This window comes from Aquimarina sp. MMG015, from assembly GCF_018100855.1.
Classification (GTDB): domain Bacteria; phylum Bacteroidota; class Bacteroidia; order Flavobacteriales; family Flavobacteriaceae; genus Aquimarina; species Aquimarina latercula.
In genome coordinates this window covers 124,018-142,481 of sequence record NZ_JAGJEB010000007.1, presented here as the reverse complement: position 1 = coordinate 142,481, position 18,464 = coordinate 124,018, and the positions used below count along the sequence as shown (strand labels likewise).

Below are 18,464 nucleotides of genomic sequence, written 5' to 3'. Positions count from 1 at the left end.
TCAATCGTAATATTCCATTGATCAATCTAACTAGTATAGATATATAACAGTTAGACTATAATAAACCCTAAACAGATTAAACTAATAATGTGCTGAATTCGTATAACTATTGATTTTTAATCCACTTTCTAGCATTTACGAAAGCTTCTATCCAAGGTGATACTTCATCCTGTCTTCCTTCGGGATAATTTGCCCAATTCCATTGAAATGTAGAACGTTCTATATGTGGCATCATTACTAAATGACGTCCAGATGTGTCGCACATCATAGCAGTGTTATAATCTGACCCGTTAGGATTTGCAGGGTATCCTTCATACCCATATTTAGCAACAATGTTATATTGATCCTCAGAAAGAGGAAGGTTAAATTTCCCTTCACCATGAGAAATCCATACTCCTAATGTGCTTCCTGCTAATGTGGATAACATAATCGAATTGTTTTCTTGTATTTTAACAGAAGTAAAATTGCTTTCGTGTTTATGAGAATTATTATGATGCATTTTCCCATGCTCGCTATGCTCAGGATTGATTACTTCTAATTCCATAAATAATTGACACCCATTACAAATCCCTACGGATAAGGTATCTTCTCTTTTGAAAAAGTTTTTGAGTGCAGTATTTGCCTTTTCGTTATAAAGAAAAGCGCCGGCCCAACCTTTTGCGGAACCTAAAACATCACTGTTAGAAAATCCACCTACAGCTCCAATAAATTGGATGTCTTCTAATGTTTCTCGACCAGATATTAGGTCAGTCATATGAACATCTTTAACATCGAAACCTGCTAAATACATAGCATTTGCCATTTCACGCTCAGAATTACTTCCTTTTTCACGGATGATAGCAGCTTTAGGTCTTGGTTGATCATTAGTAATTACTGGAAGCTGTCCTGTAAAATGTTTAGGGAAACTATATTGTAAAGCTTGATTTTCAAAATTTTCAAAACGATCTTTTGCTAGATTATTGGCAGTTTGCTTTTGATCTAATAAATAGGATGTCTTGAACCAAGTTTTTCTAAGTTTTTCGATATCAAAATTGTAAGAATCATCTACATTTTTAATTTCTAATGAAGCTTTATTGGTTACTGTACCAATATTGAAAAACTGGATGTTATTCTGAGAAAGTACGGTCTCTATATTACAATTATTAGCACTTTGGAATACAATACCAGCGTTTTCAGCAAATAGTAACTTGATAGTATCTTGTTCTCCAAGTTTAGAAAGGTCTAAGGTTGCTCCCAGATTAATATCTGCAAAACATAATTCAAGTAGTGTAGTAATTAACCCTCCAGAAGCAATGTCGTGTCCAGCAACTATTTTATTTTCTCTTATTAGTTGTTGGATAGTATTAAAAGTGTTTTTAAAACTTTGAGCATCCTTAATATTAGGAGCTTTAGAACCAATTTTATTTGTTATTTGTGAAAAAGATGAACCACCTAATTCATAATTGTCTTGTGATAAATTGATATAATAGATATCTCCACCATTTTTTTGAAGAACTGGCTCTACCACTTTAGTAATATCATTACAATTGGCAGCTGCAGAAATAATTACAGTACCCGGAGAGATTACTTCTTCATTAGGATATTTTTGCTTCATCGAAAGAGAATCTTTACCAGTAGGCACGTTGATTCCTAAATCAATAGCAAAATCGGAAATTGCTTTTACTGCTTTATACAATCTGGCATCTTCACCTTCATTTTTACAGGGCCACATCCAGTTTGCCGATAGAGAAATAGATTGTAATCCATCTTTAAGTGGAGCCCAAACGATATTGGTTAAAGCTTCTGCGATAGAATTTTTGCTTCCCGCTTCGGGATTAATAAGTCCAGAAATAGGGGAGTGTCCAATAGATGTAGCGATACCTTCTTTAGAGGTGTAATCTAAAGCCATTACTCCACAATTATTAAGTGGTAATTGTAAGGGTCCAGCACATTGTTGTTTGGCAACTTTTCCACCTACACAACGGTCTACTTTGTTTGTTAGCCAATCTTTACAAGCAACAGCTTCTAACTGCAATACTTGTTCTAGATAGTCATGAATATTTTCTTTTTGATAAGATATCTCCTTATAATTACGATCAATTGTTTTGTCATTCATGATCGTTTTAGGAGAACTACCGAACATATCTTCTAGTGCAAGATCCATTGGTTTATCACCTTTGGTTTTTGATTGAAAAGTAAAACGATCATCACCTGTAACATCACCTACTTGATACATTGGAGAACGTTCACGATCAGCTATACGTTCTAAAGTGTCAATATCTTTTTGCCCAATGACTAATCCCATACGCTCCTGAGATTCATTACCAATAATTTCTTTTGCAGAAAGGGTAGGATCTCCAACAGGTAATTTATCAAGATCAATTTTTCCTCCTGTTTCTTCTACTAATTCAGAAAGACAATTTAAATGACCTCCAGCTCCATGATCATGAATAGAAACAATAGTATTTGTATCACTTTCTACCATACCTCTAATAGCGTTGGCAGCACGTTTTTGCATTTCTGGATTAGAACGTTGGATTGCATTTAATTCGATTCCACTACTAAATTCCCCAGTATCTGCAGAAGATACTGCAGCTCCACCCATACCAATTCGATAATTTTCTCCACCAAGAATAACGATTTTATCACCAGTTTCAGGTTTGTCCTTTAGTGCTTGTTCGTTCTTACCATATCCGATACCACCAGCTTGCATAATAACTTTGTCAAAACCTAATTTACGAGCATCTTCTTCGTGTTCAAAAGTTAATATAGATCCAGTAATTAAGGGTTGCCCAAATTTGTTACCAAAATCTGAAGCTCCATTAGAAGCTTTGATTAAAATATCTACTGGAGTTTGATATAACCATTTTCTTTCTTCGACCGACTGTTCCCAAGGACGATTTTCTTCTAATCGAGAATAGGAGGTCATATATACAGCAGTTCCCGCTAGCGGTAAAGAACCTTTTCCACCTGCAAGACGATCTCTAATTTCTCCACCAGAACCTGTAGCAGCGCCATTAAATGGTTCTACTGTAGTAGGGAAATTGTGTGTTTCAGCTTTAAGTGAGATTACACTTTCGTAAGGTGTTTCTTGATAAAAGTCTGGTTTGTCAGCACTTTTTGGCGCAAATTGAGTAACCTTAGGACCTTTTATAAAAGCTACATTATCTTTGTATGCAGAAACAATATCATTAGGATTTGTTTCTGAAGTTTTCTTTATCAATTTAAAAAGAGAGGTTGGCTGTTCTTCTCCATCGATGATAAAAGTACCGTTGAATATTTTGTGTCTACAGTGTTCTGAATTTACCTGAGAGAAACCAAAGACTTCCGAATCTGTAAGTTTTCTTCCGATTTTTTCAGAAACTTCTTCTAAATACACTACTTCTTCTGCGCTTAATGCTAAACCTTCTGCTTTATTATATACATCGATATCATCAATTTCTAGAATGGCTTCAGGCTCAATATCAATGGTATAAATATCTTGGTTTAAATTAGAATACTTTTGCGAAAGCATAGGGTCAAAATCAGTGTAATTTTCAGTAACCGCTTCGAACTCTTCAATTCTGATAATTCCCGATATCCCCATATTTTGAGTGATTTCCACTGCGTTGGTACTCCATGGAGTTATCATAGCGGCCCGTGGACCAACAAAAAAAGCGTCAATAGACGCCGTTGAGATTTTAGGTTGGTTGCCAAATAACCATACTAATTTTTTGATGTTTTCTGTTGAGATTTCGTCAGTGGTTTGTACTGCAAATACTTTCTCATTTTGGTTTCCGAAGAAGTGGATCATGCTCCCAGACTTTGTGTTGTTTTTAATAAGCTGCAAATTTACTACTTTTCTTAAGAAAGTATTGTATAAAACTTTATCGTAATGATAGAGTTATTCACTAAATTTTAAACAACGATTAAAAATAAAAAAAAGCGGCTTTTCTAGCCGCTTTTCGTTTTATCGTATGATTACCTTTTTGGTAATACTTCTTTTAGAAGAAATAATTTCTAAGAGCAGCACACCTTGAGGTAAATTATTTAATTGAATGGTTTCGTCAATATTCTTTTTAGAGACTATTCGCTTACCAGTAATATCATAAACATTTACTTCATTATTTACACTATTTGAAATGTCTATCGTCAGTCTTCTATCTAAAGAAGGGTTTGGATATACCGTTATAAGGTTATCCAGATCAAGATCATCCACCCCTAATGTTGGATCATAGCAGGTCCAGGATAAATCATCAATAATTACTCGGTCACTAGTTGTAGCTTTATCAGTAAAAGAAACTATAATATTTCCAGTTACATTGATGTTATTAATAGTAGTCGTTTCTTGAACATCGCTATAAGGTATTGTTCCCACTTCAGTTCCGTTAACTCTAATAGTAAATGTTCCTGTACCACCACTAAAGGCTCTTAGCGTAGTAACAGTAAGTGATCCAATTCCTCCAGAAATTGAAGAAGAAGTTAGTTCACCATTTCTAATAGTAATTGCACTTGCAGTTAATGTCTGGTCTGTTCTGGCATCCGTAGCGGTCCATTCTCCTCCGTCATCACCAGTCCAAGTACGTTCGGAATATGAACTAGAAGCGGCTCCAATATTACCAAACGTTTCTGTAGCACAAGCAGTTCCGCCAGTTCCTCCAGTTAATGTGGTTCCGTTCACAGGAGCACTTTGAGAGGATTCGTTTCCTGCAGCATCTTTTGCCAATACTGTAAAAGCATATGTTGTTTCTGAACTTAAACCACCTACTGTGGTTGTTGTAGAAGAAACAGATTTATTAAAAACACTATTTACATATATATCATACTCAGTTACGGCTATATTATCTGTAGAAGCTGTCCAAGACAAGTCGATACTATTAGAAGTTTCATTAGATACCATTATGTTAGTAGGTGATGTTGGAGCTTCTGAATCAATTACAGTACTCCATATCATTTCTACGTATTCTGGATGATCAATAAATGGATTTCTGTTACTCTGTCTTCCAAAAATTGCATTATTTCTGTCGATTTCTCTTGTTGATACAGGATCTTGATTATGCCAAGTTATAAGAATGTTTAAAAAGGTTTGATCAAAAACTTGATCACTTGTTCCATTAAACATGGTATATGAATAACCAGCTACGTTATCTTCATAGCGAGTGGCAAAGTAAAAATGCATTCTGGCAATATCTCCTTTAAACTCATCTATTGGCTCAAAAACGGTAGCTGCATATCCTGCTGAATATCCTGAATTTACATTATTCCCTCTTTTAGAACCATTTGTGGTAGTTAAGTTAGCTGTTTCCACTCTTCCAAATGGTAAACTACCACGAGCACCATTTACGAATTTGTCAGAAGGAACCACAAAATGAGCATCTGAACGTTGAGGAGTTACTTGATTAAAAACAGATTGTGGTATTATATGTTCTCTATTGTAAAATTCTCCTTCTGAAGTTCCTCCAGATCCAGGGTCTTGATCTGTAAAGTGAGTATATTCGTAATCATCAGCTCCTGTCGGGTTTTCTGAGTACATATCTAGTACACTTCCGTTATTTTCATAATATGAGTCAGAATCTGACGCTACATATGTAGTGTACAGCCCGCTATATCCGGGATCTGTTGATTGAAACTCTGGAGATAATCCATCATTATCACTATCAATAATATTTTTTAATTGTGTTTTTAGCGTATATCCTGATCCAGTAGCAGAATTATAATATCCGGTAGGAACTTGACTATATCCTATATAAAATGTACAAAGTGCAATAAGAAGTAGTTTTGTTTTCATTGTTTGTTACGTAAGTTGAGTTATTTTCTTTCTAGCAATGCCATGTAAAATCCATCATATCCAGATTCTGAAGAAAGCACTTTTTTATCTTTTATAAAAGTAAAATCTTTTCCTATTTCTTTAGTTAAGAAAGCTTTAACTTGATCTTGATTTTCAGAAGGAAGTATGGAGCAAGTTGCATATACCAGCTTTCCACCTGGTTTAACCATTTTAGAATAACTTTCTAAAATCTGTGATTGAGTTTGTTTAATTTTATCTAGAAACTCTGGTTGCAATTTCCATTTAGCATCTGGATTTCTACTTAAAACACCTAATCCACTACAGGGAGCATCGATTAAAACGCGATCTGCTTTGGCATGTAGTTTCTTGATATCTTTAGAACTCTCTATAGTTCTTGGCTCTATATTATGAGCACCTGCTCTTCTTGCTCTTCTTTTAAGTTCTTTTAACTTATTGCCATAGATATCCATGGCAATTATTTGCCCTTTATTTTCCATTAAAGCAGCCAGGTGTAGTGTTTTTCCTCCTGCTCCGGCACAAGTGTCTACTACTCGTTGACCAGGTTTTACATCTAAGAAATCGGCTACCAATTGAGAAGAAGCATCCTGTACCTCGAAGAATCCCTTTTTAAAAGCTTCTGTAGAAAAGACATTAGCTCTTTCTGTGAGCTGAAGCGCTGATGAATATCCTTTTATAAATTCGGTATCTATATTTTCATCTTCAAGAATACTTCTAAGTTTATCTCTAGATATTTTTAATGCATTAGTTCTAAGTACTACAGGTGCTTGTTCATTTAAAGCAGCAATTTCCTTTTCCCATTTTTTTCCAAGCTCTTTTTCGCCTAATTCATCCATCCAATCAGGAATAGATTCTCTAAACTTGCGAATTTGACTTAATTCGTCAAAACGACCTTTGATACGTCTTGTTGGTGTAGGAACAATCTGTTTCCAATCGGGTAAAGTAATTCCTCTAAGTGTCGCCCAAACCGCAAAAATCCTCCAAAGATTTTCTCTTGAAAATGGTTCCGAAACATCAGCAATCTTTGCATAAAGACGTTTCCATCGTACAATGTCATAAACGGTTTCTGCAACAAAACTTCTGTCGCGAGAACCCCATCTTTTGTCTCGTTTTAGTAATTTCTGAACTACCTTATCCGCATAAGCTTCTTCATTAAAAATTTCATTGAGTCCATCAATTACAGCAAAGACCAGATTTCTATGTAAACGCATCCTTTATTTTTTTAGGGTTTGCAAAGGTAATCCTTTGCTTTAGAATAGTGTTATATTTGGTTTAAAAATATTGGGTATGAGATTTTTACTATCATTAATTACTTTGATACTTCTTTTTAGTTGTAGTTCTGAAAAACCTATAGTTGTTAATCATAATTTTTCTGCTGTCGAGGTGTCACCTTTTTATAATGATTCTGTTAGTATTAGAGCTGTCGATATAAGTGATAATCAATTAATTTTTGCTGGTAGTAATGGGATATATGGAACTTTTGATATTGATAATGAGTTTAACGTAAAGAATAAAAAAATCTCAGTTTTAGATTTTGAGGGAAGAAAAATTCAATTTAGAGCTATTGCGCAAACTAAGACCGATTTTTTTGTATTAAGTATTGAATCGCCAGCATTATTATATAAGGTTAACAAGCAAAGTAGGGAACCAAAATTAGTATACAAAGAGGATCACGATAAAGTATTTTATGATTCTATGGTATTTTGGGATAATACCGATGGAATAGCAATGGGGGATCCTACCGATGGATGTTTATCAGTTATACGAACCAAAGATGGGGGAGAAACCTGGAATAAAGTTTCTTGCGATGTATTACCAAAGACTGCAAAAGGAGAAGCTGCATTTGCTGCAAGTAACGGAAATATAAAAATAATAGAGGATGATGTTTGGATGGCTTCAGGAGGAATTAAATCTAGAGTATTTTATTCTTCTGATAAAGGTAATACTTGGAGTGTTTCAGAAACTCCGATAATTCAAGGTACAGAGACTAAAGGAGCGTATTCATTGGACTTTTATGATAAGAATATTGGAATAATATTCGGAGGAGATTATACAAAGCCAGAAGCAAATCAAAAAAATAAAGCCGTTACTACTGATGGAGGAAAAACTTGGAATTTAATTGCAGATGGGGTAGGAGCGGGTTATAAGAGTTGTGTCCGTTATGTACCTAATAGTGAGGGAAAAGAGATTGTTACGGTTGGTTTTACAGGAATATCTATTTCCAATGACTCCGGAAATACCTGGAAAGATATAAGCGCAGAAAGCTTTTATACAATACGATTTATTAATGATAGTATAGCGATTGCAGCAGGTAAAAATAGAATGGCAAAATTGATTTTTAAAAGCAAAAAAAGTAAATGATCAATAGAGTTCATTTACTTTTTTATGATAATAGATTGTTTTTTTACTTTCCTTGACGTCTATTTCGTAGTTGTTTTAATAAACGTTTATTAAAGTCCATTTCTGCTTTTACCAGTTTTAGGATTTTTTTATGCGGAATCACCTGTCTTAAATCGGTAATTAGTTTTTTACGCATTAGGTGTTTTTTTTCTTCCGCTTTTATATAGTTATTTAAAAAGTCCTTTGCTTGTGTTTCAGTTAGATTTTCGAAACCATTAGATTCCTTAATGGCTCTAAGAGACTTACGTTCTGTCCTTTTAAGGTTTTCCATAGTTTCTTCATGCTCATTATAAATAGGCCAAAATTCTTGAGCTTCTTTACTACTTAGATCTAATTGTTCCGTTATGTAAGCTATTTTTAAAGCTTTTACTTTTCCTCTAGGTCCTCTTTGACCAAAAGAGAAGTTAATAGTAAAAACGATAATAAATAGTAGTAATATCTTTTTCATGTGCTCTTTTTTATTCAACATATATAATTTCATCCTCTAATTCTTCATCTGATAAATAGTTTTCTAATTCTTCATCAGTAATATCTTCGTCACTAAATGTATTCGTTAGGTTAATTTCTTCGTCTAATAATTCTGCAATTTCAGAATCACTAAATTCTGCATTTCCTTCATCGAAATATTCTTGAATATCTACTATATCAACAGAATCAAAACTAAAAGAATCTTGTCCTTTATTTATTGATATAGAAATTATAATAGCTATCATAGCAGCTATACCAGAGATATATAAAATGTTTTTCCGAGATAAAAGTGATATTATTTTAGATTCTTGATTGGTATTTATTGTTTTTTGTAGAATAGTGTTCTCTACATTTTCAAAGTATTTGTCAGGAGCGCTTAATCCTGTTTTGATACTACCAGCAAGTATAGAGGATTCCTGATTCTCAGAATTTACGTTTTTAAATATATCGTGCTCAAGCTTATCAAAATAGTTTTCTGGAACTTTTAAACCAGAGTTAGCTTTATTGGGGAGTGCAGAATTGACTTGATCATCTTTAGAAATTTTTTCAAAAAGTTTCTCTTCGAAATTCTCGAAATAATCACTGGGAACTTTAAATCCTCCTTTTTTGTTATGTAAATTATTTTTTTTCACTATATCTAGGACGCTGTAAATGTAAAAAGGTTTAATTAGTTTTTAAATATTCTTCAATTTTTTTAGACGCTAGATGGTAAGAAGCTTTTAGAGCTCCCTCGCTAGTTTCCAAGATTTCAGAGATTTCTTTATATTTTAATTCTTGAAAATATTTCATATTGAATACTTGTTGTTGTTTTTGAGGTAATAATGCTATTGCTTTTTGTAGCTTAAGTTGGATTTCATCTCCTTCAAAATATACATCGGCTTCTAAGTTTTCAATAAGTTGTTGTTGTAGTTCTTCATTACTAATATTATACTTTTTTGCTTTTTGGTTCAAGAAGGTGATTGATTCATTGGTTGCAATTCTATACATCCAAGAATATAGTTTACTATCCCCTTTAAATTTTGAAATGTTCTTATATACTTTTATAAAGACATTTTGTAGGATATCATCGGTGTCGTCATGATTTTTGACCATATTTCTTATGTGCCAGTATAACCGTTGCTTATACATAGATACAAGCTTAGTAAAGGCATTATTTATGTCTTTATCTGTTTGTAACGCTATAAGTAAGTCCTCTTCTTGAATATTCAATAGTAAATAATGATTTAAGTAATGATTAGTATACGCTAGTTTACTATTAGACTAAAATAACAAAAAAAGGTTTAATATGATGTTGAATTATTTTATTTGTAAGAAATTTGTAGGAATAATTATATTGTTTAGGTTAAAACAATATATTTTTTAGGTAAAATACACAATAAAATTGTTTTATTAAAAAAATATATTATCTTTACATTGTAATTTAGAAAAGATACTTTCACATTTTTTAAATGTAGAGTTCAAAAAAATAATTTTAGTTTTTATTTTATATTAAGCCCCTATATTAAGATGATTTGTTTCAATTAAAAGAGTGTTTCCGCACTCTTTTTTTTGTTTTCATTGTTTTTTTAGTTTCTTATTTTTTTATTACTAAAGTAAGAAAAATACTACTTTATTGTTATTTTTGATTTAATTTTTATGTTTTAATACATTTTTTATAGATAAAAAGCACATAAAGTTTGCGAGTTTAAAAAATTATAATATCTTTACATTGTAAATAAGAGTTAACGCTTTCATTTTCCCCAAGATGAAAGATTTTAATAAAAGTGAGTTTTAATTTTAGATTAAGCCCCTAAATTAAGATGATTTGTGTGAAGAAAAAGAGCGTGGAGACGCTCTTTTTTGTTTATACGCATATTTGCCTTCATATACTATAATTAAATAATATGTATTTGATAAGTAACAAAAAAGTAGGTTTTTACTTACTTTTTAATTGTTTTACGTGTCTTTAAATGTTAAAAAGCATTTTTTTACAGATAAAATACATTTTTTGTTTGCGTTATACAAAAATAGTTCTATCTTTACACTGTGAAAATGAGTTAGTACTTTCATTTCCCCCAAAATGAAGGTTTTTATAAAAGTGAGTTTTAATTTTAGATTAAGCCCCTAAATTAAGATGATTTGTGTGAAGAAAAAGAGCGTGGAGACGCTCTTTTTTGTTTATATGTATTTGATAATCTGGATTTTAATTATCAAATGATTGCATGGTAACTAGTTTTTGGTATGCACCATTTTTAGCAATAAGTTCTTCGTGAGTTCCTTGTTCTACAATACGTCCTTTTTGCATTACAACGATTAAATCAGAATTTTGTATAGTTGATAGCCTATGTGCTATTACAATACTCGTTCTATTTTTCATCATATTTTCTAAGGCAGATTGAACTAAACGTTCACTTTCTGTATCTAATGCTGAGGTAGCTTCATCCAGAATCATTATGGGCGGATTTTTAAGTACTGCTCTTGCAATAGAAAGCCTTTGTTTCTGCCCACCACTCAGTTTATCACCACTATCGCCAATAACGGAATTAAGTCCTTCCGGTTTTTCTTTTACAAATTCCCAAGCATTAGCAACTTTTAGAGCATTAATAATCTCTTCATCGGTCGCATCTTCTTTACCAATTAGCAAATTATTTTTAATAGTATCATGAAATAAAATAGAGTCCTGAGTAACTAAGCCCATTAATCCTCTAAGAGAATTTTTGGTAATATCTTTAATATCAGTACCATCAATTTTTATAGCTCCCTTGTTTACATCATAAAATCGGGTCACTAAGTTTGCTATAGTAGATTTACCACTACCTGATTGACCAACTAAGGCTACTGATTTTCCTTTTGGGACAGTAAGGTTAAAATCGTTTAAAACATATTCTTCTTCATATTTAAATGAAATATTTTCTAGCTTTATATCAGTAGTAAAGTCGTTTTTAGTTGTAGCTTCTGTTTTATCTTTTAATGGAGATTCTGTATTAAGAATTTCTAATACACGTTCTGCTGCCGCATTTCCTCTTTTTACACCATAACTTGCTTTAGAAATAGCTTTGGCAGGAGTTAGAATGTTATATGCAAGTCCCATATAGACAATAAAAAGACCTGGATCTAATGATTTTTCAACGAGTACCATTTGACCACCATACCATAATAGTATAGCTATTACAGTAATTCCTAAAAATTCGCTTGTAGGCGATGCTAGGTTTTGCCTATTTAATAGTGAATTCGAAAAATTGTAAAACCTTAATGTAGATTCTTGAAACTTTTTCCCAAAAATATTCTCGGCATTAAACCCTTTAATAACTTTTAATCCTCCTAACGTTTCTTCTACTATGGATAGAAAGTACCCTTGCTCTTTCTGAACTTTATCAGAGTGTTTTTTAAGTTTTTTTCCGATTAAGGAAATTAAAAAACCTGAAACTGGAATAAAAATAAAAACAAATATCGTTAGCTTCACACTAATTAATAACATCGCACATATAGTGAATATAATCATTAGCGGTTCTCTTACTATCAATTCTAATATTGATAAAAAGGAATGTTGAATCTCCAATACGTCTGTAGAAATTCTGGCGATAGTGTCTCCTTTTCTTTTTTCTGAAAAGTAGGAAAGAGGAAGGTCTATTGTTTTTTGATATAATTCATTTCGAATATCTTTTAATACTCCATTTCTTAAAAACGTAATGAAATACATAGCTAAATAGCTAAAGATATTTTTCATGAAAAACATAGTAATGACTAATACAACCATAAATAGGAGTACATCATCATTTCCTTGTTCTGCTTTTTGAGTAACAAAATAGTTAAGATAACTTTCCGCGTATTCTCTAATGTTTAAAATACCATTCCATTCAGGCTCTTGACTAACTCTTTTAGTCTGGTCAAAAAGAACATTTAACATTGGGAATAAAGATACCATTGCAAGTGTTCCAAATAGCGCATAGAAAATATTTGATATGATATTTAATATTGCATATATTTTATAAGGTTTCGCAAAGCGAAGGATTTGTTTAAAGTAATTCATTAATTATTTTAGAAACGGTAATAACCGTCATTTAAGTTAATTGTAAATCTTTTTTGATTGCTGCTATTTTAGTATTCAGTTTTTGTTCCACAGTATCAAAAGCTGACAAATCGTCAATAGATTCTTGTACACTCATATAGAACTTAATTTTTGGCTCGGTTCCACTTGGTCTTGCAGCTATTTTGCTTCCTGCTTCAGTGTAAAAAATCAATACATTAGATTTTGGGATTTCAATCGAATGTTCAGTTTTATCTAAAGTATTTGTTGCTATGCTTGTTTGATAATCTTCAATTAATACAATCTTTTCTTCAGCGATCTCGGTAGGAGGATTGTTTCTTAAATCGATCATTGTTTGCTTGATTTCCTCAGCTCCTTTTATTCCTTTTTTCACAAGAGAAACAAGGTTTTCTTTGTAAAAGCCGTGATCAACATATAGGTTTAATAGCTCTTTATAAAATGAACTTCCATGAGATTTTGTGTACGCAACAATCTCACAGGCCAGAAGGGTAGAGGTAACGGCATCTTTATCTCTAACGAAGTCACCTACCATAAAACCAAAGCTCTCTTCACCACCACCAATAAAATGTTTGTCAGGGAAGTCTTTAATAAGTTTAGCGATCCATTTAAAACCAGTAAGTACTTCTTTGTATTCTACCTCATATGCTGCTGCAAGGTTTTTCATCATTGGAGTGGATACGATAGTAGAGGCAATAAATTCGTTTCCTTTTATTCCTTTTGATTTATAATGTTTTAATAAAAACCAAGTCATTACAATCATGGTTTGATTTCCGTTAAGTAATTGTAATTCTCCGTTAGTATTTCTAACAGCAATCCCTAGTCGGTCGCAATCTGGATCTGTTCCGATTACAATATCGGCATTCACTTTTTCGGCAAGTGCTGTTGCCATTGCAAGTGCTTCTGGCTCTTCTGGATTTGGAGATTTTACAGTTGGGAAATTACCATCAGGTACTTCCTGTTCTTTTACAATATGTACATTGCTGTATCCTGCCTTCTTCAAAGTTTCTGGAACTGCCGTGATAGACGTACCATGTAATGAGGTAAATACAATGGTCGTATTATCTTTTGCTTCTTGTGTAGCAGCAAAACTTCCATTCTTTACACTATTCTCTATAAAAGGAGTATCAATTTCTTTATCTATTTTTTTTATAAGTTCTGTATTTGCATCAAACTTAATATCAGCATAATTCAGAGTGTTTATTTCGGCAATGATTTCGCCATCTTGTGGTGGTACTAATTGTCCTCCATCTTGCCAGTATACTTTGTATCCATTATACTCAGGAGGGTTATGACTAGCAGTTAGTACGATTCCACAATGGCATCCTAATTCTTTTACAGCGTACGAAAGTTCTGGTGTTGGTCGCAAACTAGAAAATAGATAAACTTGTATGCCATTAGCGGAAAATACATCGGCTACTAATTGTGCCAGTGTATCACTATTATTTCTACAATCGTATGCGATTACTGCCTTTGCTTGTTCACCAGGGAATTGTTTCTGTAAATAATTACTCAACCCTTGTGTACTTTTTCCTAAGGTGTATTTATTTATGCGATTTGTTCCTACTCCCATAATACCTCGCATACCACCAGTTCCAAACTCTAAGTCTTTGTAAAAACTCTCCTTTAATACATCAGAGTCTTGTTGTTGTAGTTTTACAATTTCTTCTTGCGTTTGTTTGTCAAAAACAGGTGATAACCATTCTTCAACTCTAGTGTGGATTAAGGATTCTGAAACTTGCATTTGTTTAGGTTTTGTTGATAAAAGTATTATTTAATTTTGTTAGAAAATTCCTGTAAAAAGGAAGATCCACGTTAAATTTAAGTTATTTAATAATCTAATGATAAAAGGGGTGTTCGTTTATATTTTTATTATACAATAGAGGGTTATAAATGTATTTTTTCAGAAATATGATATCGTTCTTTATCACGTTTGCTGGTTAACATAATTTCTCCTAGAAAGCCAGCTAAGAAAAACTGCGTTCCTAGTATCATCGATGTCAAAGCGATATAAAATTCTGGTCGCGAGGCTATCAATCTTCCTGTTTTTTCTATAAAGAGTTTATCTATCCCTAAATATAATGAAAAACAGAACCCTATTATAAAAAGAATTGTACCAATCAGACCAAAGAAATGCATAGGTCGTTTTCCAAAACGTGACATAAACCAAATGGTGATCAAATCTAAGAACCCATTTACGAAACGGTTCATCCCGAATTTAGTTTTCCCGTATTTTCTAGCTTGATGTAGAACTACTTTTTCACCGATTTTATTAAATCCGGCATTTTTTGCTAATACGGGTATGTAACGATGCATTTCTCCATGAACATCTACCTGCTTAACTACTTGATTTTTATATGCTTTTAATCCGCAATTAAAATCGTGTAATTTTAAACCAGATGTTTTTCTTGCTGCTGCATTAAAAAGTTTAGAAGGTAAATTTTTAGCAATTACAGAGTCATACCGTTTCTTTTTCCAACCAGATATTAAATCGTATCCATCTTTAATGATCATATCATACATCTCCGGAATCTCCTCTGGATTATCTTGTAGATCTGCATCCATAGTAATGATTACATCTCCTTGCGCTTCTGCAAAACCTGCGTGTAGCGCTTGCGATTTACCATAGTTTTTAAGGAATTGTATTCCTTTTACATTTTGATCTTTTTTTGATAAAGAGGTAATAGTATCCCAAGACTTATCGGTACTACCGTCGTCAATAAAAAGAATTTCATACGTATATTTGTTAGATTGCATCACTTTTACAATCCAATTATAAAGTTCAGTAAGTGATTCTTGCTCGTTAAGCAATGGTATGACTACAGAAATATCCATACTATGATGATGCTACTTTAGTTTTAAAAACAGAACCTGCAATTAATGATATCACAGTCCCAATAAATATAAACCATATGGTATACATAATGACACCGATATAGGATTTACTACTATCTTGGTTTTCTAAATTTTGTTTCACCTGATCCAATTGCTCGGGAGTAAACTGTTCTGTAAAACGTAATGTCATATTAGTTTGAAAATCAGGATCTATATATACATCATATATATATGCCATAGAACAATAACACAAGCCAACTATACCCATTATAATAATTCCAACCTTTAATGCATCAGTAATATTTAATACACTTTTATGTGTTTTATACTTTTTGATTACATATATAATGATAACAATCTCCAATATCAACGCAATCAAAAAAGTAAGATAATAGAGGATAGGAGAGATGTCTAGTATTCTGGATAGATAATCTAAAGCTACTCTGGCAATACCTGTTAATATAGCTACACCAAGAATGTAAGTAAGAAAATTTTTATGAGAAACCCCCATTGATAATTTAGTAAAATGATTTGGTTGACAAATATAGGTATTCCATTTATAGAAAATTACATAAAAAAATTGGATTGCCTAAACGGCAATCCAATTGTATTTTTTACTTTATGTATGTTCTAGTATAAAGGCTCTTTCTTTTTTATTGCTAAAGAAGCTAATAACCCAATAATGATGTATATAAGCATTCCCCAGAACCAACCTTTTATTTGATTAACAAGGCTAAACTGATTTTCTTCTTCCATTTTAGCTACTGCTTTCTCAATTTCAGATTCTGGTGTTCCGAATTTTTCCATAAAACCAACGGTAGATTCTATAACCTGTTCATTAATCGCCGTGGCTGCATCTGGATCAACTGCTACATATATCAAGATAGTTATAACTGTACTAATTAATGTTCCTATGGCAACAGTTATTAAATAAGAAGTAAATGCTTTTTTGAAGTCAATAAAACCTCCAAGTAACTTTCTACTTTTTACTGCAGATACGATACCAAAGACGATGATCATTAGCGATAATCCAATTCCGGCCATCCAATTGGTATACATTCCTTGGTATACAGTATAGGCAAGAACAGTTACAAGTGATAGGACTACTCCTAAAATAACTCCAAGAGATATCGCATTAGATTTAACAGATTTTTCCATAATTATATAGTTTTGGTTATTTAGATATAACACATAAGTACACAAATTTACGAATTTGTTACATTTTGCTCGGAAAAATATTGATGTAGAGAATTTATTGTGGAGTAGTTTTACTTAAAAGGATCTCTTTTTTTTCTGATAATGAGGCCTGTTATTAATGACATCGTAAACCCAACTATTATGTCTTCAAGAAAAGCAGTAATAAACATTATCAAGGGAGAGGTAAACTTTTTAGTTATTTCTATTTTTCTTTCAATATTTTCTTGGGTAAAATCATTAGCTTTTTCCGCTATTTTCTTTATTTGTTTATCTTCTAATTGAGTAATGATTTCAGGATCTATTACTCTTATAAGTAATATTTCCCAAAGAGTAATTATTATTCCACCAAAAACTGTGATTCCTATACCGATTATTAATGCCTCTCCAAGACTTATAAAACCCTCATTGTTTTTTTTGAATAAAATTAGACCAGTTATAATAGAGGAGATAGTGAGTAAAAAAAGTATACTATAATGAAATAGGTTTTTTACTGTATAATTCCCAGTTAAATAAGTCAAAATACTATAAGTAATTATAGAAAACCCTAAAACAATACCATAAATTAAAACATATTTTTTTATAGGAATACTCTTACTTTTCATTGTCTTTTTTTGAGTTTATTTAACGTTTTTGATACCCAAATATAGTAAAATGTTAACAACAAGCTAGTTAATTTCTGTATTTCAAATGGAGATTTGTTAAAAAAAGACTATATTTACGTTATAGAATTACGGTTAAACCATCGTTTTTGTTATTTTTTACAAGTCAAAGATAATAAAGTGTAATTGCCGTTTAGCTGTTTTTTCTAGCTTTTTAACTCCCAAAATATTGTTTGCATGAAAACAAAATTACTTTATATTTCAAGCTTTCTCCTTGTGTTATTTACTTCTTGTTCTATTGATGAGAATAGAGAAGAGCCTTCTGAACAAGAAAAAGAATTAAAAATAAAAAGCCTCGTTGATGCTTTTGTGAAAGATGTTATTCCTTCTCCTGCCTATGCTAAATTTATAGAAGAAGTACGAACAAAATCTTCGGAATGGACTTCAGAAGAAGAGACACAATTAGAACAAGAACTTTTAAGTCAACAAACTCCAGAATTTGTTGCACTTTACTACTATGTTGTAGAATTAGATTTATCTAAAAATGAATTAAGAAATTTTATTTTTGAATATTTTGAAGCCTCAAAATCTAGAAATATAGATTTATTAAAGAGTGAAGAAGATGATTGTAGTGCGGCAGAAACAAGTTCTACCTCGCTTTTCTCTTTTTTATCTCATTTAATTTGTGAAGTAATAAAGGAAAATGGTTAATATTAGAAAATTATCAATTGCTTTTTTGAGTAAGGGTTCTAAGTTCTTATAATTAATGAGTTTACTGATCGCTTTCTGATATTTTACATAAATAGTTGACTAAGTTTTTTCAAATAAATTATTTTATTTAATCTTGCTATTTTATAAAAAATACTTACATTTGCACCTCGAAAATGATAATATAATATAATGAGAAAAGATATTCACCCAGATAATTATAGACTAGTTGCCTTTAAGGATATGTCAAATGATGAGGTTTTTTTAACTAAATCTACTGCGAATACTAAAGAAACACTTGAAGTTGATGGTGTTGAGTATCCGTTAGTGAAATTAGAAATTTCAAGAACTTCTCATCCTTTCTATACAGGTAAATCTAAACTTATTGATACTGCAGGACGTATCGACAAGTTCAAAAACAAATATGCTAAATTCAAAAAGTAATTTAGTACATAACGATTTTAAGAAG

General features: G+C 31.9%; 15 protein-coding genes. 3 read left to right on the top strand and 12 right to left on the bottom strand.

Annotated features, from left to right (window positions below; translation table 11 throughout):
• Nucleotides 1-106: 106 nt before the first annotated feature.
• The 3 genes from purL to J8L88_RS14740 all read right to left on the bottom strand — a co-directional run bounded on the left by purL (nt 107) and on the right by J8L88_RS14740 (nt 6,975).
• Nucleotides 107-3,772 carry a phosphoribosylformylglycinamidine synthase gene (gene purL, locus J8L88_RS14750; RefSeq protein WP_211061107.1) on the bottom strand — a complete coding sequence of 1,222 codons (3,666 nt, stop codon included), beginning with the start codon at nt 3,770-3,772 and terminating at the stop codon, nt 107-109.
• Between the two features lie 156 nt (nt 3,773-3,928).
• Nucleotides 3,929-5,746, bottom strand: a complete 1,818-nt coding sequence (locus J8L88_RS14745; protein ID WP_211061106.1) for an endonuclease — start codon at nt 5,744-5,746, stop codon at nt 3,929-3,931.
• 20 nt (nt 5,747-5,766) lie between these two features.
• Nucleotides 5,767-6,975 (bottom strand): RsmB/NOP family class I SAM-dependent RNA methyltransferase, encoded by a 1,209-nt coding sequence (locus J8L88_RS14740; protein ID WP_211061105.1) that lies wholly within the window; start codon nt 6,973-6,975, stop codon nt 5,767-5,769.
• A gap of 76 nt (nt 6,976-7,051) precedes the next feature.
• On the opposite strand from J8L88_RS14740, the gene J8L88_RS14735 reads away from it, so the two are divergent.
• Complete coding sequence (locus J8L88_RS14735; protein WP_211061104.1) at nt 7,052-8,125, top strand: oxidoreductase; 1,074 nt, start codon at nt 7,052-7,054, stop codon at nt 8,123-8,125.
• A gap of 43 nt (nt 8,126-8,168) precedes the next feature.
• On the opposite strand, the gene J8L88_RS14730 is transcribed toward J8L88_RS14735, so the two are convergent.
• The 9 genes from J8L88_RS14730 to J8L88_RS14690 form a co-directional block, all read right to left on the bottom strand.
• Entirely contained in the window at nt 8,169-8,612 is a 444-nt protein-coding gene (locus tag J8L88_RS14730) for a hypothetical protein (RefSeq protein WP_147404251.1), read from the bottom strand.
• Nucleotides 8,613-8,622: 10 nt separating this feature from the next.
• Nucleotides 8,623-9,264 carry a hypothetical protein gene (locus J8L88_RS14725; RefSeq protein ID WP_211061103.1) on the bottom strand — a complete coding sequence of 214 codons (642 nt, stop codon included), beginning with the start codon at nt 9,262-9,264 and terminating at the stop codon, nt 8,623-8,625.
• Between the two features lie 31 nt (nt 9,265-9,295).
• Nucleotides 9,296-9,835 (bottom strand): RNA polymerase sigma factor, encoded by a 540-nt coding sequence (locus J8L88_RS14720; RefSeq protein ID WP_369899416.1) that lies wholly within the window; start codon nt 9,833-9,835, stop codon nt 9,296-9,298.
• A gap of 979 nt (nt 9,836-10,814) precedes the next feature.
• Entirely contained in the window at nt 10,815-12,641 is a 1,827-nt protein-coding gene (locus J8L88_RS14715; RefSeq protein WP_027392062.1) for an ABC transporter ATP-binding protein, read from the bottom strand.
• 31 nt (nt 12,642-12,672) lie between these two features.
• Nucleotides 12,673-14,400 (bottom strand): phospho-sugar mutase, encoded by a 1,728-nt coding sequence (locus J8L88_RS14710; protein ID WP_211061102.1) that lies wholly within the window; start codon nt 14,398-14,400, stop codon nt 12,673-12,675.
• 143 nt (nt 14,401-14,543) lie between these two features.
• Nucleotides 14,544-15,491, bottom strand: coding sequence for a glycosyltransferase family 2 protein (locus J8L88_RS14705; protein ID WP_211061101.1), 948 nt, complete (start codon nt 15,489-15,491; stop codon nt 14,544-14,546).
• A gap of 1 nt (nt 15,492) precedes the next feature.
• Nucleotides 15,493-16,002, bottom strand: coding sequence for a DUF4199 domain-containing protein (locus J8L88_RS14700; RefSeq protein ID WP_211061100.1), 510 nt, complete (start codon nt 16,000-16,002; stop codon nt 15,493-15,495).
• A 119-nt stretch (nt 16,003-16,121) separates the two neighbouring features.
• Nucleotides 16,122-16,649 carry a DUF4199 domain-containing protein gene (locus J8L88_RS14695; RefSeq protein WP_211061099.1) on the bottom strand — a complete coding sequence of 176 codons (528 nt, stop codon included), beginning with the start codon at nt 16,647-16,649 and terminating at the stop codon, nt 16,122-16,124.
• Between the two features lie 110 nt (nt 16,650-16,759).
• Nucleotides 16,760-17,290, bottom strand: a complete 531-nt coding sequence (locus J8L88_RS14690) for a DUF4199 domain-containing protein (RefSeq protein WP_211061098.1) — start codon at nt 17,288-17,290, stop codon at nt 16,760-16,762.
• A 234-nt stretch (nt 17,291-17,524) separates the two neighbouring features.
• Between J8L88_RS14690 and J8L88_RS14685 the strand changes: the two genes are divergently transcribed.
• Nucleotides 17,525-17,998 carry a hypothetical protein gene (locus J8L88_RS14685; RefSeq protein ID WP_211061097.1) on the top strand — a complete coding sequence of 158 codons (474 nt, stop codon included), beginning with the start codon at nt 17,525-17,527 and terminating at the stop codon, nt 17,996-17,998.
• 189 nt (nt 17,999-18,187) lie between these two features.
• Entirely contained in the window at nt 18,188-18,439 is a 252-nt protein-coding gene (locus J8L88_RS14680; protein ID WP_027392055.1) for a type B 50S ribosomal protein L31, read from the top strand.
• The last annotated feature ends 25 nt before the right edge of the window (nt 18,440-18,464 follow it).